The 21,756-nt window shown below is 71.6% G+C and carries 18 protein-coding genes; 1 reads left to right on the top strand and 17 read right to left on the bottom strand.

The features are described from left to right. Nucleotides 1-88: 88 nt before the first annotated feature. The 4 genes from AB0G63_RS05960 to AB0G63_RS05975 are packed head-to-tail and all read right to left on the bottom strand — an operon-like array spanning nucleotide 89 to nucleotide 3,186. Entirely contained in the window at nucleotides 89-559 is a 471-nt protein-coding gene (locus AB0G63_RS05960) for a GNAT family N-acetyltransferase (RefSeq protein WP_360744902.1), read from the bottom strand. Then, nucleotides 556-1,500, bottom strand: a complete 945-nt coding sequence (locus AB0G63_RS05965) for an RluA family pseudouridine synthase (RefSeq protein WP_360744905.1) — start codon at nucleotides 1,498-1,500, stop codon at nucleotides 556-558. Before AB0G63_RS05965 ends, AB0G63_RS05960 begins: the two co-directional genes overlap by 4 nt. 43 nt (nucleotides 1,501-1,543) lie before the next feature. Then, entirely contained in the window at nucleotides 1,544-2,119 is a 576-nt protein-coding gene (gene lspA / locus AB0G63_RS05970) for a signal peptidase II (protein WP_360744908.1), read from the bottom strand. A 59-nt stretch (nucleotides 2,120-2,178) separates the two neighbouring features. Continuing rightward, entirely contained in the window at nucleotides 2,179-3,186 is a 1,008-nt protein-coding gene (locus tag AB0G63_RS05975; protein ID WP_360744911.1) for a TraR/DksA family transcriptional regulator, read from the bottom strand. A gap of 613 nt (nucleotides 3,187-3,799) precedes the next feature. On the opposite strand from AB0G63_RS05975, the gene ileS reads away from it, so the two are divergent. Next, nucleotides 3,800-6,937 (top strand): isoleucine--tRNA ligase, encoded by a 3,138-nt coding sequence (gene ileS / locus AB0G63_RS05980; RefSeq protein ID WP_360744914.1) that lies wholly within the window; start codon nucleotides 3,800-3,802, stop codon nucleotides 6,935-6,937. Between the two features lie 317 nt (nucleotides 6,938-7,254). Here the strand turns inward: ileS and AB0G63_RS05985 are convergent, their stop codons facing one another. The 13 genes from AB0G63_RS05985 to AB0G63_RS06045 form a co-directional block, all read right to left on the bottom strand. Next, the gene (locus AB0G63_RS05985) at nucleotides 7,255-8,487 is read right to left on the bottom strand and encodes a DivIVA domain-containing protein (RefSeq protein WP_360744917.1); all 1,233 of its coding nucleotides are present in this window, start codon (nucleotides 8,485-8,487) and stop codon (nucleotides 7,255-7,257) included. A 53-nt stretch (nucleotides 8,488-8,540) separates the two neighbouring features. Then, nucleotides 8,541-8,825, bottom strand: a complete 285-nt coding sequence (locus tag AB0G63_RS05990; protein WP_324783720.1) for a YggT family protein — start codon at nucleotides 8,823-8,825, stop codon at nucleotides 8,541-8,543. A gap of 73 nt (nucleotides 8,826-8,898) precedes the next feature. Next, nucleotides 8,899-9,540, bottom strand: coding sequence for a cell division protein SepF (gene sepF, locus AB0G63_RS05995; protein ID WP_360744921.1), 642 nt, complete (start codon nucleotides 9,538-9,540; stop codon nucleotides 8,899-8,901). Between the two features lie 129 nt (nucleotides 9,541-9,669). Beyond that, the gene (locus tag AB0G63_RS06000) at nucleotides 9,670-10,389 is read right to left on the bottom strand and encodes a YggS family pyridoxal phosphate-dependent enzyme (protein WP_360744924.1); all 720 of its coding nucleotides are present in this window, start codon (nucleotides 10,387-10,389) and stop codon (nucleotides 9,670-9,672) included. Nucleotides 10,390-10,395: 6 nt separating this feature from the next. After that, nucleotides 10,396-11,124 carry a peptidoglycan editing factor PgeF gene (gene pgeF / locus AB0G63_RS06005; RefSeq protein WP_360744927.1) on the bottom strand — a complete coding sequence of 243 codons (729 nt, stop codon included), beginning with the start codon at nucleotides 11,122-11,124 and terminating at the stop codon, nucleotides 10,396-10,398. Nucleotides 11,125-11,134: 10 nt separating this feature from the next. Beyond that, nucleotides 11,135-12,331 carry a cell division protein FtsZ gene (gene ftsZ, locus AB0G63_RS06010; protein WP_360744930.1) on the bottom strand — a complete coding sequence of 399 codons (1,197 nt, stop codon included), beginning with the start codon at nucleotides 12,329-12,331 and terminating at the stop codon, nucleotides 11,135-11,137. A gap of 289 nt (nucleotides 12,332-12,620) precedes the next feature. Next, entirely contained in the window at nucleotides 12,621-13,415 is a 795-nt protein-coding gene (locus AB0G63_RS06015; protein ID WP_360744933.1) for an FtsQ-type POTRA domain-containing protein, read from the bottom strand. 106 nt (nucleotides 13,416-13,521) lie between these two features. Continuing rightward, nucleotides 13,522-14,616 carry an undecaprenyldiphospho-muramoylpentapeptide beta-N-acetylglucosaminyltransferase gene (murG, locus tag AB0G63_RS06020; RefSeq protein ID WP_360744936.1) on the bottom strand — a complete coding sequence of 365 codons (1,095 nt, stop codon included), beginning with the start codon at nucleotides 14,614-14,616 and terminating at the stop codon, nucleotides 13,522-13,524. A gap of 6 nt (nucleotides 14,617-14,622) precedes the next feature. Continuing rightward, entirely contained in the window at nucleotides 14,623-15,987 is a 1,365-nt protein-coding gene (gene ftsW, locus AB0G63_RS06025; protein ID WP_360744939.1) for a putative lipid II flippase FtsW, read from the bottom strand. A gap of 259 nt (nucleotides 15,988-16,246) precedes the next feature. Beyond that, the gene (gene murD, locus AB0G63_RS06030) at nucleotides 16,247-17,671 is read right to left on the bottom strand and encodes a UDP-N-acetylmuramoyl-L-alanine--D-glutamate ligase (RefSeq protein WP_360744942.1); all 1,425 of its coding nucleotides are present in this window, start codon (nucleotides 17,669-17,671) and stop codon (nucleotides 16,247-16,249) included. After that, a complete protein-coding gene (mraY, locus tag AB0G63_RS06035; protein WP_324783879.1) occupies nucleotides 17,653-18,723 on the bottom strand; it encodes a phospho-N-acetylmuramoyl-pentapeptide-transferase in 1,071 nt (356 codons plus the stop codon). Before mraY ends, murD begins: the two co-directional genes overlap by 19 nt. Next, entirely contained in the window at nucleotides 18,723-20,138 is a 1,416-nt protein-coding gene (gene murF / locus AB0G63_RS06040; protein ID WP_360744945.1) for a UDP-N-acetylmuramoyl-tripeptide--D-alanyl-D-alanine ligase, read from the bottom strand. Before murF ends, mraY begins: the two co-directional genes overlap by 1 nt. Nucleotides 20,139-20,142: 4 nt before the next feature. Further along, nucleotides 20,143-21,663 (bottom strand): UDP-N-acetylmuramoyl-L-alanyl-D-glutamate--2,6-diaminopimelate ligase, encoded by a 1,521-nt coding sequence (locus AB0G63_RS06045; protein ID WP_360744948.1) that lies wholly within the window; start codon nucleotides 21,661-21,663, stop codon nucleotides 20,143-20,145. Nucleotides 21,664-21,756 lie beyond the last annotated feature (93 nt).

Below are 21,756 nucleotides of genomic sequence, written 5' to 3' on the forward strand. Positions count from 1 at the left end.
GACGGACGGACGGAAGACATCCAGCCTGCCACGCCGCCGCCGCGACCAGCGATTTCGGCCTCCCGGCTACACCGGGCGCCGCTCTCGGCTACAGCGGGCGCCGCATCGCCCGGTGCGGTATCCCCGCCTCCGGGTACACGGGTCCGTACGCCTCGTACCCCAGCCGCTCGTAGAACCCCAGGGCGTGGGTCTGCGCGTGCAGGTCCACCGCGGCCAGCCCGCGCGCGCGTGCGGCCTCCTCGACGGCCCGCACCAGCGCGACGCCGACGCCCAGTCCGCGCGCCTGAGCGGCCACGGCGAGCCGCCCCAGGGACCCGACCGACGGGTCGCCGCCGGTCTTCGCCGCGGCCGCCTCGCCGTACAGCAGCCGTCCCGTGCCGAGCGCGACCCCGTCCTCCCGCACCGCCAGCAGGTGCACGGCCACGGCGTCGTACTCGTCGTACTCCAGGTCCTCGGGCACGCCCTGCTCGCGGACGAAGACCTCCTTGCGCAGGGCGAAGCAGGCCTCGCGGTCCGCGGCGTCCTCGGCGACCCGCACCTCGTACGCCGACGGGCTCACCGGTAGGTCTCCTCGCGGACCTGGTCCAGGGCGCTCTGCAGATCGGCCGGGTAGTCACAGGCGAACTCGACCCACTGCCCGTCCCCGGGGTGCTCGAAGCCGAGGCGCACGGCGTGCAGCCACTGCCGGGTCAGGTGCAGCCGCTTGGCGAGGGTCGGGTCGGCGCCGTAGGTGAGGTCGCCGACGCAGGGGTGGCGGTGGGCGGCCATGTGGACGCGGATCTGGTGGGTGCGGCCGGTCTCCAGCTTGACGTCGAGGAGGGAGGCCGCGCGGAACGCCTCGATGAGGTCGTAGTGCGTGACGGAGGGCTTGCCGTCGGCGGTGACCGCCCACTTGTAGTCGTGCTGGGGGTGGCGGCCGATGGGCGCGTCGATGGTGCCGCTGGTGGGATCGGGGTGGCCCTGCACGAGCGTGTGGTAGCGCTTGTCGACCGTGCGCTCCTTGAACTGGCGCTTGAGCGAGGTGTACGCGTACTCCGACTTGGCGACCACCATGAGGCCCGAGGTGCCCACGTCGAGGCGGTGCACGATGCCCTGGCGCTCGGCGGCGCCGGAGGTGGAGATGCGGTACCCGGCCGCGGCCAGCCCGCCGATGACCGTCGGCCCGGTCCAGCCCGGCGACGGGTGCGCGGCCACGCCCACCGGCTTGACGATCACGACCACGTCATCGTCGTCGTGCACGATCTCCATGCCCTCGACCGGCTCCGCGACGACCTGCACGGGCGCGGGCGCCTGCGGCATCTCCACCTCGAGCCAGGCGCCTCCGCGCACCCGCTCCGACTTGCCGACGACCGCGCCGTCGACCAGCACCTTGCCCGCCCCGGCCAGCTCCGCGGCCTTGCTGCGGGAGAAGCCGAACATGCGGGAGATGGCGGCGTCGACGCGCTCGCCCTCCAGGCCGTCGGGCACGGGCAGGGTACGGATCTCGGGAATCGTGCTCACCCGTCGAGTATGCCGGACGGGTGAGACAGCCCCGTACGCGCGCTCAGTCCTTGTGGACGGTCCCGTCCGGGTCGAGGCCCCGGAAGGACAGCAGCACGATCAGGATGCCGCCGCACACGATCGCCGAGTCGGCCAGGTTGAAGACGGCGAAGCCCTTGGGCGCGATGAAGTCGACGACCGCGCCCTCGAAGATCCCCGGCGAACGGAAGATCCGGTCGGTGAGGTTGCCGAGCGCGCCGCCCAGCAGCAGGCCGAGCGCTACCGCCCACGGCACGCTGTAGAGCTTGCGGGCGAGGCGCGCGATCACCACGATCACGGCCGCCGCGATCACCGTGAAGATCACGGTGAAGGCCTCGCCGAAGCCGAAGGCCGCGCCGGCGTTGCGGATCGCCTCGAACTTCAGCCAGTCACCCGCGACCTCGATCGGCGGGTGGTGCTCCAGCTTGGCCACCACGAGCAGCTTGCTGCCCAGATCGAGCAGGTACGCCAGGGCGGCCACCGCGAACAGCACGGCGATCCGGCGCCTGCCCCGGGGGCGAGCGGTCTCGTCCTGCTCCGGCCCGGTCCCCGCCGCCTCTGGGGTGTCCGGCGTACCGATGATGCGCTCCGCCTCTGCCACGTGAGTCCCTCGCCTAGTACCTGACTGAGGACGAGGGTACGGCACGTCCCCCGGCGCCCTCAGTACCGGCGTTCCTGCTTCTGCTTGCACTCCACGCACAGCGTGGCCCTCGGGAACGCCTGCATCCTCGCCTTGCCGATGGGGTCGCCGCAGTTCTCGCACAGGCCGTAGGTGCCCGCTTCGAGCCTTTCCAGCGCCCGGTCGGTCTGGATGAGCATCTCGCGCGCGTTGGCCGCGAGGGCCAGCTCGTGCTCGCGCGTGATGTTCTTGGTGCCGGTGTCCGCCTGGTCGTCGCCGGCACCGTCCCCGGAGTCCCGCATCAGGCCCACGAGGGATGCCTCCGAGGAGCTGATCTCGGCGCGCAGCCGGGCGTCCTCGGACAGCAGCTCCGTGCGGGCCTCCTCGACCTCCTCCGGGGTCCAGGGGTCCTCACCGGGGCGTACCGCGAGCTCGCCCGGCTCCACCGTGGCGATCCGCGCCTCGGGCAGGCCGGTCGTCGCCGCCGTGGCCGTGCCAGGGGTCTTCTTCGCAACCACTGTCGTGGCTCCCGTCTGCTTCGCGGCCTCGGCCGCGCCCGCCGTTTCGGTCGTGCTCTTCCCGGCCTTGCTCTTCCCGGCCGTGGCCGTCGTGGTCGCGCTCCCGGCGACCGCGCTCTTCCGGGCCGCGCCCTTCCTGGTGGCGGCCTCGGCGACCGCGCTCCGCCCGGCCGCGCCCTTCCCGGCGGCCTTCTTCGCCACGGACTTCGCCGCGGCCTTCGCCGTGGCCTTCGCCGCGGACTTCTCGGACTTCTCCGTGACCTTCGCCGCGGGCTTCTCGGACTTCTCCGTGACCTTCGCCGCGGCCTTCGCCGTGGCCTTCGCCACGGACCTCTTCGCCGACTTCCTCGTGGCGTCCTTCCCCGCCACCGCCCTCTTCGCGGGAGCCGCCCCGGCGGCCGGCTTCGCCGTACGCGCCGCTGCGCCCGCCCGCCCGCTCTTCGCCCCGCTCACGTCCTTGGCCGCACCGCCGGAGGCACGTGTGGACCTGCCGGACGCCGGCTGCTGTACGGCGGTCTTCTTCGCCACCATGGCCGCGTCCCTTCACATACGTGATCTAGCTCGCGAATCGTGCTGGGACGATAAATCGACTTGCGTCCCGCGGCAACGGGGCACACCGCCCGATTCGCCCGGCTCGCACACGCGCGCGGCGAGCCTGCATCCGTTGTGCCCAGCTCCCCGCCGGGTAATCCGCCGAGACCCGGGTCCCGCATCGCGGACCGGCCCGCAGGCCCCCGTTCGGGTCGCCCCCGCCCCCGTGGCGCGCCTCGTGTCCGGGGCCGGAAAACCGGTCGGCCGCTGTCCCCGCGGCGCCGTACACTGGGCGCAGCGAAAAGCGTGGATGGGGACGAGTAGCGGCGGACGCAGCCCAGAGCGACCCGGGGACGGTGGGAGCCCGGGGGCGAGCGCGACGCGAAGATCACCCCGGAGCCGCCGGAAGAACGCCCGACAGGCCAGTAGAACCGGCATCGCGACCCCAATGAGGGGGCTCACCGGCGTGCGGAACGCGCCGGGGGGCCAAGGAGGGTGGTACCGCGGGAGCGCGCCGAGACCGGCGTGGACGGCGTACGGCAGGACGTACGCGCAGTCGTCGCTCTCGTCCCTCCGGACGGAAGGCAGCAAGTCCGCCGGAGGAAGCTCGCTGATGACAACGCCGACGTACCGCCAGGTGCCCGCCCAGGTCGACCTGCCCGCGCTCGAGCACGCGGTGCTCGAATTCTGGCGCGAGCAGAAGATCTTCGCCAAGACCCTGGAGCAGTCCGAGGGCCGCCCCGAGTGGGTGTTCTACGAGGGCCCGCCCACCGCGAACGGCATGCCGGGCGCCCACCACATCGAGGCGCGCGTCTTCAAGGACGTCTTCCCCCGGTTCCGCACCATGCGCGGCTACCACGTGGCCCGCAAAGCCGGCTGGGACTGCCACGGCCTGCCGGTGGAGCTGGCGGTCGAGAAGGAGCTGGGCTTCTCCGGCAAGCCGGACATCGAGGCGTACGGGATCGCCGAGTTCAACGCGAAGTGCCGCGAGTCGGTGACCCGGCACACCGACGCCTTCACCGAGCTGACGACCCGCATGGGCTACTGGGTCGACCTCGACGACGCCTACCGCACCATGGACCCGGAGTACATCGACTCCGTCTGGTGGTCGCTGAAGGAGATCTTCTCCAAGGGGCTGCTGGTCCAGGACCACCGCGTCGCCCCCTGGTGTCCGCGCTGCGGCACGGGCCTGTCCGACCACGAGCTGGCGCAGGGCTACGAGACGGTCGTGGACCCGTCCGTGTACGTCCGCTTCCCGCTCACCTCCGGCCCGCTCGCCGGCGAGGCCGCGCTGCTCGTCTGGACGACCACCCCCTGGACCCTGGTGTCCAACACCGCGGTCGCCGCGCACCCGGAGGTCACCTACGTCGTCGCGACCGACGGCGAGGAGAAGCTCGTCGTCGCCGAGCCGCTGCTCGGCAAGGCGCTCGGCGAGGGCTGGGAGAGCACCGGGCAGACCTTCACCGGCGCCGAGATGGAGCGCTGGACGTACCGGCGTCCGTTCGAGCTCGTGCAGTTCACGGAACCGGCCCACTACGTGGTCAACGCCGAGTACGTGACGACCGAGGACGGTACGGGTCTGGTCCACCAGTCCCCCGCCTTCGGTGAGGACGACCTCAAGGTCTGCCGCGCCTACGGGCTGCCCGTGGTGAACCCGGTCCGCCCGGACGGCACCTTCGAGGAGAGCGTCCCGCTGGTAGGGGGCGTCTTCTTCAAGAAGGCCGACGAGAAGCTCACGGAGGACCTGGCGAGCCGCGGCCTGCTGTTCAAGCACATCCCGTACGAGCACAGCTACCCGCACTGCTGGCGCTGCCACACCGCGCTCCTCTACTACGCGCAGCCGTCCTGGTACATCCGCACGACTGCCATCAAGGACAGCCTGCTGCGGGAGAACGAGAACACCAACTGGTTCCCGGACACGGTCAAGCACGGCCGGTACGGCGACTGGCTGAACAACAACATCGACTGGGCGCTGTCCCGCAACCGCTACTGGGGCACCCCGCTGCCGATCTGGCGGTGCGAGGACGACCACCTCACCTGCGTCGGCTCCCGCGCGGAACTCACCGAGCTGACCGGCACCGACCAGTCGGACCTGGACCCGCACCGGCCGTTCATCGACGACGTCACCTTCGCCTGCCCGAAGTGCGCCAAGACCGCCACGCGCGTGCCGGAGGTCATCGACGCCTGGTACGACTCGGGTTCGATGCCGTTCGCGCAGTGGGGCTACCCGTACAAGAACAAGGAGCTGTTCGAGAGCCGCTACCCGGCGCAGTTCATCTCCGAGGCCATCGACCAGACCCGCGGCTGGTTCTACACGCTGATGGCGGTCGGCACGCTGGTCTTCGACAAGTCGTCGTACGAGAACGTCGTGTGCCTGGGCCACATCCTCGCCGAGGACGGCCGCAAGATGTCCAAGCACCTGGGCAACATCCTGCAGCCGATCCCGCTGATGGACCGGCACGGCGCCGACGCGGTCCGCTGGTTCATGGCGGCCGGCGGCTCCCCGTGGGCGGCCCGCCGGGTGGGCCACGGCACGATCCAGGAGGTGGTCCGCAAGACCCTCCTCACCTACTGGAACACGGTCGCCTTCCAGGCCCTGTACGCCCGCACCTCCGACTGGGCGCCGTCCGAGGCGGACCCGGCCCCCGCCGACCGGCCCCTCCTGGACCGCTGGCTGCTGTCCGAACTGCACGCGCTGACCGACCAGGTGACCCAGTCCCTGGATGCGTACGACACCCAGCGGGCCGGCAAGCTGCTGTCGGCCTTCGTCGACGACCTGTCGAACTGGTACGTGCGCCGCTCCCGCCGCCGCTTCTGGCAGGGCGACAAGGCCGCGCTGCGCACCCTGCACGAGGTGGTCGAGACGGTCACCAGGCTGATGGCCCCGCTGACCCCGTTCATCACCGAGCGGGTGTGGCAGGACCTGGTCGTGCCGGTCACGCCCGGCGCCCCGGAGTCCGTGCACCTGACGTCCTGGCCCGAGGCGGACCTGTCGGCCATCGACCCGGAGCTGTCGAAGCAGATGGTCCTGGTCCGCCGTCTCGTCGAACTGGGCCGCGCCACGCGCGCGGAGTCGGGCGTCAAGACCCGCCAGCCGCTGTCCCGCGCGCTGGTGGCGGCCGCGGGCTTCGAGTCCCTCCACCCCGAACTGCACGCGCAGATCACCGAGGAGCTGAACGTCAGCGCCCTCGCGACCCTGTCCGAGGTCGGCGGTTCCCTGGTGGACACCACCGCAAAGGCCAACTTCCGCGCCCTGGGCAAGCGGTTCGGCAAGCGGGTGCAGGACGTGGCGAAGGCCATCGCGAACGCCGACGCGGCCGCGCTGTCCCTGGCCCTGCGCGAGGGCACGGCCGCGGTGGAGGTCGACGGCGAGACCGTCGCCCTCGCCCCCGACGAGGTCATCATCACCGAGACCCCCCGCGAGGGCTGGTCGGTGGCCTCCGACGCGGGCGCCACGGTCGCCCTGGACCTGGAGATCACGGAGGAGCTGCGCCGGGCGGGTCTCGCCCGTGACGCGATCCGCCTCATCCAGGAGGCCCGCAAGAACAGCGGCCTGGACGTGGCCGACCGCATCGCCCTGCGCTGGACGTCAACGGACCCCGCGGTGATCGCGGCCCTGTCCGAGCACGCGGCCCTGATCGCCGACGAGGTCCTGGCCACGGACTTCGCCCAGGGCGAGGCGGACGGCTCCTACGGCGACCCGTTCACCGACGAGGGCCTGTCCCTCACCTTCCGCCTGCGCAAGGCGTAACCGCACGGCGCCCGAGGGCCCGGTCTCCCCGCGGAGACCGGGCCCTCGGCGCACCGGCCTCGCGACACGGCACCCACCAGCACAACCGGCCCCGCGACCGGGCGTCGGGACACCGCACCCCTCGGCACAACCGGCCCCGCCACACCGGTGCTCGGGGCACGGCAGCCGCCAGCACAACCGGCCCCGCCACACCGGTCCTCGGGGCACGGCAGCCGTCGGCACAGGGATCAACACGCGTAACAGGGCGGGGCCCCGGATCTGATCCGGGGCCCCGCCCTGTTGAACGCTGCCGACGCCTACGGCGTGCTACGCCGCCGTCAGTTGTCGTCCTCGTCGATGAGGAAGCCGCGCATCGGCGAGGGGGCCTGCCCCATCGGCGACGGGCCCTGCGGGCGGACCGGCGCCATCGGCTGGGTCATCGCCGGGGACATCTGCTGCTGGCCGCCGTAGGACGGAGCAGCGGGGCTCGGCGCACCGCCCATCCCCTGGTTGCCGCCGCCGTACGACGGGGCACTCGCGCCGGCCGGGGCCATGGAGGGCGCCGGGGACGGCGGCAGGGAGGCCGCGGCCGGAGTACGCGGCGGGGCCAGGGAGTCGTCGGCCTGGGTCTCCAGCTGGCGCAGCTGCGACTCGAGGTACGACTTCAGGCGGGTGCGGTACTCGCGCTCGAAGCCGCGCAGGTCCTCGACCTTGCGCTCCAGCGTGGCGCGGGCGGACTCCAGGGAGCCCATCGCGACGCGGTGCTTCTCCTGCGCGTCCCGCTCCAGCGCGTCGGCCTTGGCGCGGGCGTCCCGCTCCAGACCCTCGGCGCGGCTGCGGGCCTCGCCGACGATCTTGTTGGCCTCGCTGCGGGCCTCGGCGATCGCCTGGTCGGCGGTCTGCTGGGCCAGCGAGAGGACACGGGCGGCGCTGTCGCCACCGGGGCCCTGTCCGTGGCCGCCCATCGGGCCGCCCATGGGACCGCCCATCGGGCCGCCCATCTGCTGCATGGGGGGCTGACCACCCATCGGACCCTGGCCCATGCCCGGACCCTGGCCCATGGGGCCGGGACCCTGACCCATCGGGCCGGGACCCTGCGGACCGCCCTGACCGCCGGGACCGGCGGGCAGCTGCGGTGCACCGCTCGGCAGCTGGGGCGGGCCACCCATGGGGCCACCCATCTGCTGCTGCGGCGGGCCCGATATCCCGGCGGGCACCGGAGCGCCGGGTCCTCGCATGCCCTGCTGGGGCATTCCGCCCTGCTGGGGCATACCGCCCTGCTGGGGCATGCCACCCTGCTGCGGCATGCCCTGCTGCTGGGGCATACCCTGCTGCTGATCCTGCGGACCGCCGGGACCCTCCGGGGGCTTGCGCATGTTCTGCTGGTTCTGGGCAGCGGCACGCGTGGCCGCGGCCAGTTTGGCGCGCAGGTCCTCGTTCTCGCGGAGCAGACGGGTCAGTTCGGCTTCGACCTCGTCGAGGAAGGCATCGACCTCGTCCTCGTCATAGCCTTCTCGGAGGCGGACGGTCGTGAACTGCTTGTTCCGCACGTCCTCGGGGGTCAACGGCATCTCTTCACCTCAACGTAGTCGTCGGCATTCGGCAAGACGGTAGGTCACATCGCTCACAGCCGGCTCACGATCGAGATCAGGATGTAGACGATGATCATCAGTACGAAGAAGGACAGGTCGAGCGCCACGCCCCCGAGACGCAACGGCGGGATCACCCGCCGCAGAAGCTTGAGCGGTGGATCAGTGACAGTGTAGGTGGCCTCCAGAACGACCACCATCGCCTTGCCGGGTTGCCACGAGCGGGCGAACTGGAAGACGTAGTCCATGACCAACCGGAAGATGAGCACGATGAGGAAGCACATCAGCGCGATGTAGACGACATCCAGGACCACGCCCATGTTCGGTGCTTCCCTCTCCCCTGTTTCGGTGCTGCTCGGTACTGCTCGTGTACTGCTTTTCCGGTTGTGCGTCTCAGCTCTGGTTGAAGAACCCGCCCTCTGCGATGCGGGCCTTGTCCTCCGCCGTGACATCGACGTTAGCAGGCGACAACAGGAACACCTTCTGCGTCACCCGCTCGATGCTGCCGTGAAGACCAAACACCAATCCGGCCGCAAAGTCGACAAGTCGCTTCGCGTCCGTGTCGTCCATCTCGGTCAGATTCATGATCACCGGGGTGCCCTCACGGAAGTGTTCCCCGATGGTACGGGCCTCGTTGTAGGTCCGCGGGTGCAGCGTGGTGATCCGGTAAGGCTCTCGTTCCGACACGACCTTGGGCATGATCACCGGTGCGTTCTTCTCCAGGCTTGCGCGTTCTTGTGTGATGGACGCCACGGGCGCGATACGCGCCGGGCGGCCGGATTCCGCGGACAGCGAAGCGGACCGAGCGACCGGTTCACGGGGTGCGGGCGGCTGCACGACGCGGACTTCTTCGTCCCTCTGGGACTGGTGTGCGCCGTGTGACGGGAGTGACGGCTCGTGCCGCCGGTGCTCCCGTTCGGGCTCGGGGTCGAGTTCGGGCTCGAAATCGTCATCGGGGTCGAATCCCTGGCCGTCGTACCCATCGTCCTCCACGAGGCCGAGGTAGACCGCCATCTTGCGCATCGCGCCGGCCATGCTCTGAGTCCTCCGCTCTGTGGTGGATCGGCTGACGACCGCCAAGTGCCCGCGATCCACGAGGTCTTTACACCCGCCTTTCGGCGGTATTGACCATATTTTCTGCTGTGGTCCGACTTCCTGGCGACGTTACCCGAGCCCGGAGCGGACTCCGAGTACCGCGGTGCCGATGCGCACATGTGTCGCTCCGGCGGCCACCGCGTGTTCGAGGTCCGCACTCATCCCTGCCGAGACCATGTTCGCAGCCGGATGGCTTCGGCGCAGGTCGGTCGACAAATCCATCAACCGCTCGAACGCCGCCCGTTGACGCCCCGCGTACTCGCCGGTGAGCGGAGCGACGGTCATCAGTCCGTCGAGCCGCAGTCCGGGAGAGCCGGCGACCAGATCGGCCAACTCTTCGATTCCGCCGGGCGCCACGCCCCCGCGCTCCCCCCGCCCGCTCGCCCCCGCGTCGAGGGCGACCTGGATGAGGCACCCCACCTCGCGCCCGGCCCGCACGGCTTCCTTCGACAGGGCCGTGACCAACCGGGAACGGTCGACGGACTGCACCACATCCGCATAACCGACCACGGAACGCACTTTATTGGTCTGCAACTGACCCACGAAGTGCCACATCAAGGGCAGGTCCGAGCAAGCGGCCGCCTTCGGCGCCGCGTCCTGGTCCCGGTTCTCGGCCACGTGCCGTACACCGAGTTCCGACAGAATCCTCACATCGCTCGCCGGGTAGGTCTTGGTGACCACGATCAGGGTCACCTCCTCCCGCCCGCGGCCCGCGGCCGCGCAGGCGTCGGCGATGCGCTGTTCCACCCTCGCCAGGTTCGCGGCGAGTTCGTCCTTACGGTCCGTCATGCCCTATCAGTCCAGCCAGACATATCCCGCGAGTCGCCCCGTGGCGCGCTCGCGGCGGTACGAGAAGTGATCTCCCGACTCCAGCGTGCACACCGGCGACTGCTCCCGGTCGCACACCCCGAGCCGGTCGAGCTGCGCGTGCACTCCGGCGGTCACGTCGACCGCCGGGGTGCCCCAGCTCGTCTCGGCGTACGCCGCCGGCTCGACGGCGGCCACGTCGGCGCGCATCGCCTCCGGCACCTCGTAGCACCGTCCGCAGACGGCCGGTCCGGTCCGGGCGACGATCCGGGACGGCTCGGCGCCCAGCTCGGCCATGGCCCGTACGGCGGCCGGGACGACCCCGGCGACCAGGCCGGGCCGGCCCGCGTGGACGGCGGCGGCGACGCCGGCGACCGGGTCGGCGAGCAGCACGGGCGTGCAGTCGGCGGTGAGGACGGCGAGGGCGAGTCCGCGGCGGGCGGTGACGATCGCGTCGACCTCCGGCACGGGCCGGTCGCCCCACGGTCGGTCGACCACCGCCACGTCCGCCCCGTGCACCTGGTTCATCCAGACCACCCGGGCCGGATCGAGGCCGAGCGACTTGGCGGCCAGCTCCCGGTTGGTCCTCACGGCCTCGGGGTCGTCGCCGACCGCTCCGCCGAGGTTGAGCTCCTCGTACGGAACGGCGCTCACCCCGCCCCACCGGTCGGTGAAGGCGAAGTGCGCGCCGTTCACGATGTCGCGCTGTGTGGTCACGTCTGAAGGATCACTTGAGGAAGTCCGGTACGTCCAGTTCCTCTGCCGCGCTGTCCGAGTAGGACCGCGACGGGGGAACGGGCGGGGCGACCGGGATGTCGGCGACCGGCTCGGGAAGCGGCTCCGGCTCCTCCTTCGGCGTCACGCTGCCGAGCGAGCCGAACGACGGGCGGCTCTCGGGCTGCCGTACCGGGGTCGGCTCCTCGCGGCGGGCCGGGGCCGAGGACGAGCCGAGGACGGTGTCCCGGCGGGCCGGGGGCTGGCCACCGTCGAAGCCGGCCGCGATCACGGTGACCCGGACCTCGTCGCCGAGGGCGTCGTCGATGACCGCGCCGAAGATGATGTTGGCCTCGGGGTGGGCGGCCTCGCTCACCAGCTGGGCGGCCTCGTTGATCTCGAACAGGCCGAGGTCGGAGCCGCCCGAGATGGACAGCAGCACGCCCCGGGCGCCGTCGATGGACGCCTCGAGCAGCGGGGAGGAGATCGCCATCTCGGCCGCGGCCACCGCACGGTCGTCGCCGCGGGCCGAGCCGATGCCCATGAGGGCCGATCCGGCCTCCGACATGACCGACTTGACGTCGGCGAAGTCGAGGTTGATCAGACCGGGCGTGGTGATCAGGTCGGTGATGCCCTGCACACCGGACAGCAGCACCTGGTCGGCGGACTTGAACGCGTCGAGCACGCTGACCTGGCGGTCCGAGATGGACAGCAGCCGGTCGTTGGGGATGACGATCAGGGTGTCGACCTCTTCGCGGAGTTCCGCGATGCCGTCCTCGGCCTGGTTGGCGCGGCGGCGGCCCTCGAAGGTGAAGGGGCGCGTGACCACGCCGATGGTGAGGGCGCCCAGGGAGCGGGCGATGTTGGCCACGACGGGCGCGCCGCCGGTGCCGGTGCCGCCGCCTTCACCGGCCGTCACGAAGACCATGTCGGCCCCCTTGAGGACCTCCTCGATCTCCTCGCGGTGGTCCTCGGCGGCCTTGCGGCCGACGGCCGGGTTGGCTCCGGCGCCGAGTCCGCGGGTGAGTTCGCGGCCGACGTCGAGTTTGACGTCGGCGTCGCTCATCAACAGCGCCTGCGCGTCGGTGTTGATGGCGATGAACTCGACGCCCTTGAGACCGACCTCGATCATCCGGTTGATGGCATTGACACCACCGCCGCCGACACCGATGACTTTGATGACTGCGAGGTAGTTCTGCGGTGCTGCCACGTCGAAGGCCTCTCGCCTCGAGTTACGTGTCGGCGGATCACCGGGACGCAGCTGCGCCTCGCGATCCGACGACTGATGCCGAATGGGACGGTCCGTTTCGCCGACCCGAACCCTAACGTTGAAGTTTAGGGTTACCAGTGTGACTGTTCGCTGGAGTCTTCCGAACAGGACACTAAGTCGACAAGTGGCGCGCGTTCAACGAACACGCCGAACCTCCCGTTTTTCTTTTCACCCTATGTGATCAGGCATAGCGCTGCCCAACCAGGGTGCTGGCCTGCGCGGATGTGCGTCAACTCCCCGATGACGCGGGGGCGGTGGGAACGCTGACGTCGAAGTGCCGCGCGCCGGGTGCCGCTTTCATGAGGGCGACCAGCGTGCGGGCCTTCGCGGCGCCCCTCTCGCCGCTCCCCCAGGCGACGGTGCGGCCGTCGCCCAACTCCAGCGAGATGTCGTCGTAGGAACGCACCTTGACCGTGCGGGTGCCGCGCGCGACGGCGGCCGGGAGGGCGTCCGCGACCCGGACCGCCTCCCGCACCAGCCGCTTCCCGTCGAAGCGCCGCAGGCTCGCGGCCGCCGAACCGGGGCGGGACAGGCGCAATTCGAGCGTGGGAACGCCTTTCGGGGCCTGGGAGACCGTGGCGAAACGGACGCCTTCCTGGTCCACTTCGACGAATTTCCCACCCTTTCGGACAATCAGCACCGGGCTGCGCTCGATTACTTTCAGCCCGATTTCGTGCGGCCAGGAGCGGACCACCTCGACGGTGCCGACGCGCGGCAGTTCCCGGCGCAGCCGCGCCTCGACCTCCGCGGTGTCCACGGAGATCAGCGGCGCCCCTTCCGGGACGTCGGCGGCCGCGCGTACCTGAGCGGGCGTCAGCACCGCCGTCCCGGAGACGGACACCTGCCGCACGCGCAGCCAGGGCGAGCCGTACAGCAGCCAGAGCGTGGCGGCGCCGAGGACGACGGCCGCGGCGGCGATGACGACGGCCGTACGGGGCCGGCGGGGCCCGAACCGCCGGACCAGGAGCGCAGCGGGCGACTCCTGCTGGCGTTCACCGCGTTCGGCGGTGGTCGATCCGGCCACGCACACTCCCTTTCCCTGGCTCGGCCCTCCCCCCGGCCGCCCTCGGCCCGGGGGAGAACCACCGGGGCGCCTCAGCCCGCGCCCCTCCGGCTCGCTCGCCGGTGCGTCACCGGCGCGGGTGCGAGGCGATCGCCTCGTACACCATGCCGACGAGCAGGTCGTCGGCGTCCCGGCGGCCGAACTCGGCGGCGGCACGGGACATCTCGTACAGCCGGTGCGGGTCGGCGAGCACGGGCAGGACGTTCTCCCGCACCCAGTCGGGCGTCAGTTCCGCGTCGTCGACCAGGAGTCCGCCGCCGGCCTTGACCACCGGCTGGGCGTTCAGCCGCTGTTCGCCGTTGCCGATGGGCAGCGGGACGTAGGCGGCCGGGAGGCCGACGGCGGAGAGCTCGGCGACGGTCATCGCGCCCGCGCGGCAGAGCATCATGTCGGCCGCGGCGTACGCGAGGTCCATCCGGTCCAGGTAACTTACCGGGATGTAGGGGGGCATTCCCGGCATCTGCTGTACCTGCGGCAGTTCGTTCCTCGGGCCCACCGCGTGCAGGATCTGGATGCCGGCCTGCTGGAGCCACGGGGCGACCTGCTGGACGACCTCGTTGAGGCGGCGGGCGCCCTGCGAGCCGCCGGAGACCAGCAGCGTGGGCAGGTTGGGGTCGAGGCCGAACATCGCGCGGGCCTCGGGGCGGGCCGCGGCCCGGTCGAGGGTGGCGATGGAGTGGCGCAGCGGGATGCCGATGTAGCGCGCGTTGCGCAGCTTGCTGTCGGGAGTGGCGACGGCGACCTGGGCCGCGTAGCGCGAGCCGATCTTGTTGGCCAGGCCCGGGCGGGCGTTGGCCTCGTGGATCACGATCGGCACGCCGAGGCGCTTGGCCGCCAGGTAGCCCGGCAGCGCGACGTAGCCGCCGAAGCCGACGACGACGTCCGCCTTGGTGCGTTCCAGGATCTGCTCGGTCGCCTTGATGGTGCCGCGCAGCCGGCCCGGGACGGTGATCAGCTCGGGCGTCGGCTTGCGGGGCAGCGGTACGGCGGGGATCAGCGCGAGCTCGTAGCCCCGCTGCGGAACGAGCGTGGTCTCCAGGCCGCGCTCGGTGCCCAGGGCCGTGATCCCCAGGGTCGGGTCCTGCCTGCGCAGGGCGTCCGCGAGGGCGAGCGCGGGCTCGATGTGGCCGGCGGTCCCCCCACCGGCGAGTACGACATGCACCGAAATTCACCGCTCTCCGGACGTGCGCGCCGCCGAGGCACGCCGTCGCATCGTGTTCCATCTCCGAGGCCCCCGTGCCGGCACGGCGCCTCCCGCCCGCTTTCTACCAAAGCGAGGTTGCCGCATCGAAAGCGCCGCCCGCGCAGCGGGCTCGTCACGCGCGAACGCGATCAGCAGCCCGATGGCGAACATGGTCGGCAGCAGGGCGGATCCCCCGTAGGAGAACAGCGGGAGGGGGACGCCGGCGATCGGCAGCAGGCCGAGCACCGCACCGATGTTGATCACCGCCTGCGCGATGATCCAGGTGGTCACGCCTCCCGCGGCATACCTGACGAAGGGGTCCTCCGTGCGTCCGGCCACGCGGATACCCGCATAGCCTAGAGCCGCGAAGAGGGCGAGCACCGACAGCGTCCCCGCGAGGCCCAGTTCCTCACCGGTGACGGCGAAGATGAAGTCCGTGTGCGCTTCCGGGAGTTGGCCCCATTTTTCCACACTCGCGCCGAGCCCGGACCCGAAGATTCCGCCGGAGGCGAGGGCGTAGATGCCGTGCACGGCCTGCCAGCAGTCGACCGGTCCGGACTGCGGTTCGGTGGCGCCGATGCAGGACAGGCGGGCCATGCGGTTGGGGCTGGTCCTGATCAGGACCGCCCCGATCGCGGCCGCGACGGACAGCACCCCGACGAACAGCCGGGTCGGCGCACCGGCCAGCCACAGCAGGCCGAACAGGATCGCCGTCAGGATGATCGCCGTGCCCATGTCGCCGCCGAGCATGATCAGCCCCAGCAGCAGGAAGGCGACCGGCACGAGCGGCACCAGCATGTGCTTCCACTGGGTCAGCAGTTTCCTGTCCTGCTTGCGGGCGAGCAGGTCGGCGCCCCACAGCACCAGGGCGAGCTTGCCGAACTCGCTGGGCTGGAGCTGGAAGGGGCCGCCGACGGAGATCCAGTTCTGGTTGCCGTTGACCGACACCCCTATCCCCGGGACCTGCACCAGGGCCATCAGGAACACCGCTCCGGCGAGGATCGGGTAGGCCAGCGCCCGGTGCAGGGCGACCGGCATGCGGGAGCCGGCCAGCAGCAGCACCCCGCCGATGACGGCGGCGAGCAGCTGCTTGCGGAAGAAGTACGAGCCCGGCAGGGACATCTGCAACGCGGTGACCTGGGACGCCGAGTAGACCATCACCAGCCCCAGCACCGTGATCAGCATGCTGCCGCCGAGGATCAGGTAGTAGGCGGTCAGCGGCCGGTCCCAGGCGCGCCGCGCCCTGGCGTACAGGCGGCGCACGGGGTTGTCGCGGGGCGGCCGGGAGGCGGCGGGACGCCGGACGGCCCGCTGGACGGGCGGGCGTCCGCCGGTGCGGCTACCGGGCACGGCGCGCTCCCGGACGGCCGCCGGGGAACCGTGGCGCATGGGTCCCTGGACGGCCGTCGGCGGATCGTGGCGCACGGGTCCCCGGACGGCCGTCGGCGGACCGTGGCGCAGGGGTCCCCGCGACGCCCTCCTCCGGCACCCCGGCGGCCGGCCGCCGCCCCGCACCGCCGGCGGGCGACCGCCGGCCACACCCGGGCCACATCCGAGTCACGCGTCCCTCCAAGGGTCCCGAGGCACCCGCCGTGGCCGAGGCCGGTCGTCAGGTGCCCGCGCCGAGTTCGCGAACCGCCTCCGCGAACGCGTCACCGCGCTTGTTGTAGTTGGCGAACATGTCCATGGAGGCGCAGGCGGGCGCCAGCAGGACCGTGTCGCCCCGGACGGCGAGCCGACCGGCCTCCTGGACAGCCTGGAGCATCGCCCCAGTGTCGGTCCGGTCGAGGTCGACGACGGGTACTTCGGGGGCGTGTCGCGCCAGGGCGTCCCGGATCAGGGCGCGGTCCGCGCCGATGAGCACCACGCCGCGAAGTCGCTTTGCCGACTTGGCGACGAGTTCGTCGAAGGTGGCGCCCTTGGCGAGTCCGCCGGCGATCCAGACGATGGACTCGTACGCCGCCAACGAGGCTTCCGCGGCGTGGGTGTTGGTGGCCTTGGAGTCGTCGACGTAGGCGACCCCGTCCACGTCGGCCACGTGCGCGATGCGGTGGGCGTCCGGCGTGAAGGCCCGCAGGCCGTCCCGTACGGCCCTGGCGGGGACGCCGAAGGCGCGCGCCAGGGCCGCCGCGGCAAGGGCGTTGGCGATGTTGTGCGGGGCCGGCGGGCGGACGTCGGAGACCTCGGCGAGCTCCTGGGCGTTCTTGTGCCGGTTCTCGACGAAGGCGCGGTCGACCAGGATGCCTTCCACGACGCCGAGTTGGGACGGCCCGGGGGTGCCCAGCGTGAAGCCGACCGCCCGGCAGCCCTCCTCGACGTCCGCCGCACGCACCAGGTCCTCGGTGGCCTTGTCGGCGACGTTGTAGACGCAGGCGACCCGGTTGCCCTCGTAGATGCGGCCCTTGTCGGCGGCGTACGCCTCCATGGAGCCGTGCCAGTCGAGGTGGTCGGGGGCGAGGTTGAGCACGGCGGCGGAGTGGGCGCGCAGCGAGGGCGCCCAGTGCAGCTGGTAGCTCGACAGTTCCACGGCCAGCACGTCGTACGGCTCGTCGCCGAGCACCGCGTCGAGCAGCGAGACGCCGATGTTGCCGACGGCCGCGGTGCGCAGCCCGGCCGCCTTCAGGATCGACGCCAGCATCTGGACCGTGGTGGTCTTGCCGTTGGTGCCGGTGACCGCGAGCCAGGGGGCGGCGTCCGGCCCGCGCAGCCGCCAGGCCAGCTCGACGTCGCCCCAGATCTCGACGCCGGCCGCGCGGGCCGCGGCGAACAGCGGCTTGTCCGGCTTCCAGCCGGGCGCGGTGACGACGAGCTGCGTGCCGTCGGGCAGGGTCCCGCCGTCACCGAGGCGGACGGTGACGCCGAGCGCCTCCAGCTCCGCGGCCTGCTCACGCGCGCGCGCGTCGTCGCCGTCGTTGACGACGGTGACCTTCGTGCCGAGCCCGTGCAGCACCTTGGCCGCCGGGATGCCGGAGACGCCGAGCCCGGCGACGGTGACGTGCTTGCCCTGCCAGTCGGTCACTTGTCCGCTGCCCATCCCGCGTAGAAGAGGCCCAGTCCGACGATGACGCAGATGCCCTGGATGATCCAGAAACGGACCACCACGAGGACTTCGGACCAGCCCTTGAGTTCGAAGTGGTGCTGGAGCGGGGCCATCCGGAAGACGCGCTTGCCGGTGAGCCGGAAGGAGCCGACCTGGATGACCACCGACATGGTGATGAGGACGAACAGGCCGCCCATGATGGCCACCAGCAGCTCCGTGCGGGAGAGGATGGCCAGGCCGGTGAGGACGCCGCCGAGGGCGAGCGAGCCGGTGTCGCCCATGAAGATCTTGGCGGGCGAGGTGTTCCACCACAGGAAGCCCAGGCAGGCGCCCATCAGCGCGGAGGCGACGACGGCCAGGTCCAGCGGGTCGCGCACCTCGTAGCAGGCGCCCGGGTTGGTGAGCGTGGTGGCGTTGGCGCAGGACTCCTGGAACTGCCAGACGCCGATGAACGTGTAGGCGCCGAAGACCAGGACGGAGGCGCCGGTGGCCAGGCCGTCCAGACCGTCGGTCAGGTTCACGCCGTTGGACATCGCCAGGATCATGAACAGCGCCCAGACGACGAACAGCACCGGGCCGATCGACCAGCCGAAGTCGGTGATGAACGACAGCTTCGTGGACGCCGGGGTGTTGCCGCGCGAGTCGGCGAACATCAGCGACAGCACCGCGAAGGCGATGCCGACGATCAGCTGGCCGGCCATCTTCGCCTTGGCCCGCAGACCCAGCGAACGCCGCTTGACGATCTTGATGTAGTCGTCGAGGAAGCCGACCAGACCCATGCCGAACATCAGCCCGAGGACGAGCAGTCCGGAGTAGGTCGGGGGGTAGCCGGTGATGACCTTGCTCAGGAAGTACGCGGCGATCGTCGCCAGGATGAAGGCGATGCCGCCCATCGTCGGCGTACCGCGCTTGCTGGCGTGCTCGCGCGGGCCGTCGTCGCGGATGTACTGGCCGTACCCCTTGCGGGCCAGCAGCTTGATCAGCAGCGGGGTGCCGATCAGGGTCAGGAAGAGGCCGATGACGCCCGCGAACAGGATCTGCTTCATCATCGGGCGGCGACCTCACCCTCGGTACCGGTCGCGAGCAGCGCCTGGGCGACGCTCTCCAGACCGACCGAACGGGACGCCTTCACGAGTACGACGTCCCCCGGGCGCAACTCGCTGCGCAACAGGTCGACCGCCGCCTGTGCGTCGGACACGTGCACCGACTCCTCACCCCACGAACCCTCGTTATATGCGCCCAGTTGCAGCCAGGACGCTTCCCTGCCCCCGACCGCGACGAGCTTGCTGACGTTGAGCCGGACGGCGAGCCGCCCGACCGCGTCGTGCTCGGCGAGCGCCTCGTCCCCGAGCTCGGCCATCTTGCCGAGCACCGCCCAGGTCCGCCGCCCCCGGCCCATGGCGGCCAGCGCGCGCAGCGCGGCCCGCATGGACTCCGGGTTGGCGTTGTAGGCGTCGTTGACGACGGTCACGCCGTCCGGGCGCTCGGTGACCTCCATCCGCCAGCGGGAGAGGGAGTCCGCCTCGGAGAGCGCGGTGGCGATCTCTTCCGCGGACATGCCCAGCTCATGGGCGACGGCGGCCGCGGCGAGCGCGTTCGACACGTGATGCTCACCGTACAGGCGCATGGTCACATCGCTTGCACCGGAGGGTGTGCGAAGCCTGAAGGCGGGCTGTCCGCTGTCCGTGAGTCGCACGTTCTCGGCACGTACGTCCGCTTCGTCGGATTCTCCGAAAAGGAGCACCTTCGCCTTGGTTCGGGACGCCATGGCGCGCACGAGGGGGTCGTCGGCGTTGAGGATCGCGGTGCCGCCCTCGTCCGCCGGGGGCAGGCTCTCGACGAGTTCGCCCTTGGCCTGGGCGATCTGCTCGCGGCCGCCGAACTCGCCGATGTGGGCGGTGCCGACGTTGAGCACCAGGCCGATCCGCGGGGGCGTCAGGCCGGTCAGGTACCGGATGTGGCCGATGCCGCGGGCGCCCATCTCGAGCACCAGGAACTTCGTCTCCTCGGTGGCGCTGAGGGCGGTGAGCGGCAGCCCGATCTCGTTGTTGAGCGAGCCCGGGGTGAACACCGTCGGCGCCTTGCGGCGCAGCACCTGGGCGATCAGGTCCTTGGTGCTGGTCTTGCCGGCGGAGCCGGTGAGTGCCACGAGGGTCGCGCCGAGGCGTCGTACGACGTGCCGCGCGAGGGCGCCGAGGGCCGCCTGGACGTCGTCGACGACGATCGCGGGCACGCCGACGGGGCGCGAGCCCAGCACGGCCACCGCGCCCGCCTCGACGACCTGCCGGGCGAAGTCGTGGCCGTCCGCGCGTTCGCCGACGAAGGCGACGAACAGGCTTCCGGGCTGCACCTCCCGGGAGTCCCGGACGACCGAGGCGGTCACCAGGACGGACGGGTCCGGTATGTCGTGTGTCTGCCCGCCGACGACTTCTGCGATCTCGGCGAGGGAGAGGGCGATCACAAGTTCATCCCTGGGTCTTCTGGATAGCTTCGCGAAGCACCTGGCGGTCGTCGAAGGGACGGACCACCCCGGCGATGTCCTGGCCCTGCTCGTGGCCCTTCCCGGCGACCAGCACCGTGTCGCCCGGCCGGGCGCGGGCGACGGCCGCGGCGATCGCGGCGGCCCGGTCCTCGAAGACCTGGACCTCGCCGCGTTCGTGCGCCGGAACGGACGCCGCGCCCTCGAGCATGGTCGCGAGGATCGCCAGGGGGTCCTCGGAGCGGGGGTTGTCGGAGGTCAGTACGGCGGTGTCGGCGAGCCGGGCCGCCGCGGCGCCCATCGGGGCCCGCTTCGTCCGGTCCCGGTCTCCGCCGCAGCCGAGCACGACGTGCAGCCGGCCTTCGGTGACCTTGCGCAGGGCGCGCAGCACCGATTCGACGGCGTCCGTCTTGTGGGCGTAGTCGACCACCGCGAGGTAGGGCTGCCCGGCGTCCACCCGCTCCAGGCGGCCCGGCACGCCGGGCACGGCGGCGATGCCGTCGGCGGCGGCCTGCGGGTCGAGGCCCGCCGCGGCGAGGGCGACGATCGCGGCGAGGGTGTTGGCCACGTTGAAGGGGCCCGGCAGCGGCGACCTGGCGGCGATGCGCTCGCCTTGGGGGCCGACCACGGTGAACCTCGAGTCCAGCTGCCCGATCTCGACGTCCTCGGCGCGCCAGTCGGCGTCGGGGTGGCCCTCGGCGGAGTAGGTGACGACCGGGACGCCGGCCTCCTTCGCCAGCCGGCGGCCGTACTCGTCGTCGGTGTTGACGACGCCGAGGCGGCTGCGTTCGGGGGTGAACAGCCGTGCCTTGGCCCGGAAGTAGTCCTCCATGTCGGAGTGGAACTCCATGTGTTCCGGGCTGAGGTTGGTGAACACGCCGATGTCGAAGACGCAGCCGTCGACCCGGCCGAGGACCAGCGCGTGGCTGGAGACCTCCATGGCGACGGCTTCCACGCCGCGTTCGCGCATGACCGCGAACAGCGCCTGCAGGTCGGTCGCTTCGGGCGTGGTGCGCTCGGACTTGATGCGCTCGTCGCCGACGCGCATCTCGACCGTGCCGATCAGGCCGGTCTTCCGCGCGGTCCGCAGGCCGCCTTCGACGAGGTAGGCGGTGGTGGTCTTGCCGGAGGTGCCGGTGATGCCGATCTGGAGCAGGTCGCGGCCCGGGTGGCCGTAGATGGCGGCCGCCAGTTCGCCCATCCGCCCCCGCGGGTCGTCGACGACCAGGACCGGCAGGCCGGTCGCGGCGGCGCGCTCGGCGCCGGCCGGGTCGGTGAGCACGGCGACGGCTCCGAGGCCGGCCGCCTGGGTCGCGAAGTCGGCGCCGTGCAGCCGGGCTCCGGGCAGCGCGGCGTAGAGGTCGCCGGGGCGCACGGCTCGTGAGTCGTGGGTGATGCCCGTGACCTCCGCGGTCGTCTCCGGCACGGCGGTACCCAGCTGACCGGCGAGTTCCGCGAGGGGTGTCGCGGGGACCCGCACCGGTCTGGGCGGACCCGGGTATGTCACGGATACGCCCTTCTGGGTGGTTTGGTACTGATCAGCGTGTGGCACGGCGGTGAGCGTACCGGGCGCACCCGCCTGCGGGCGAAGCGAGGGAGT

This window comes from Streptomyces sp. NPDC020996 (genome assembly GCF_040641355.1).
In the GTDB taxonomy this organism is placed as follows: Bacteria; Actinomycetota; Actinomycetes; order Streptomycetales; family Streptomycetaceae; genus Streptomyces.

Excerpts from the sequence above, each read along its gene's own strand:
- AB0G63_RS05975 (WP_360744911.1), bottom strand. The coding sequence starts at position 3,186 with ATGGTGGCGAAGAAGACCGCCGTACAGCAGCCGGCGTCCGGCAGGTCC.
- ileS (WP_360744914.1), top strand. The coding sequence starts at position 3,800 with ATGACAACGCCGACGTACCGCCAGGTGCCCGCCCAGGTCGACCTGCCC.
- AB0G63_RS05985 (WP_360744917.1), bottom strand. The coding sequence starts at position 8,487 with ATGCCGTTGACCCCCGAGGACGTGCGGAACAAGCAGTTCACGACCGTC.
- AB0G63_RS05990 (WP_324783720.1), bottom strand. The coding sequence starts at position 8,825 with ATGGGCGTGGTCCTGGATGTCGTCTACATCGCGCTGATGTGCTTCCTC.
- sepF (WP_360744921.1), bottom strand. The coding sequence starts at position 9,540 with ATGGCCGGCGCGATGCGCAAGATGGCGGTCTACCTCGGCCTCGTGGAG.
- AB0G63_RS06000 (WP_360744924.1), bottom strand. The coding sequence starts at position 10,389 with ATGACGGACCGTAAGGACGAACTCGCCGCGAACCTGGCGAGGGTGGAA.
- murD (WP_360744942.1), bottom strand. The coding sequence starts at position 17,671 with ATGGGCAGCGGACAAGTGACCGACTGGCAGGGCAAGCACGTCACCGTC.
- mraY (WP_324783879.1), bottom strand. The coding sequence starts at position 18,723 with ATGAAGCAGATCCTGTTCGCGGGCGTCATCGGCCTCTTCCTGACCCTG.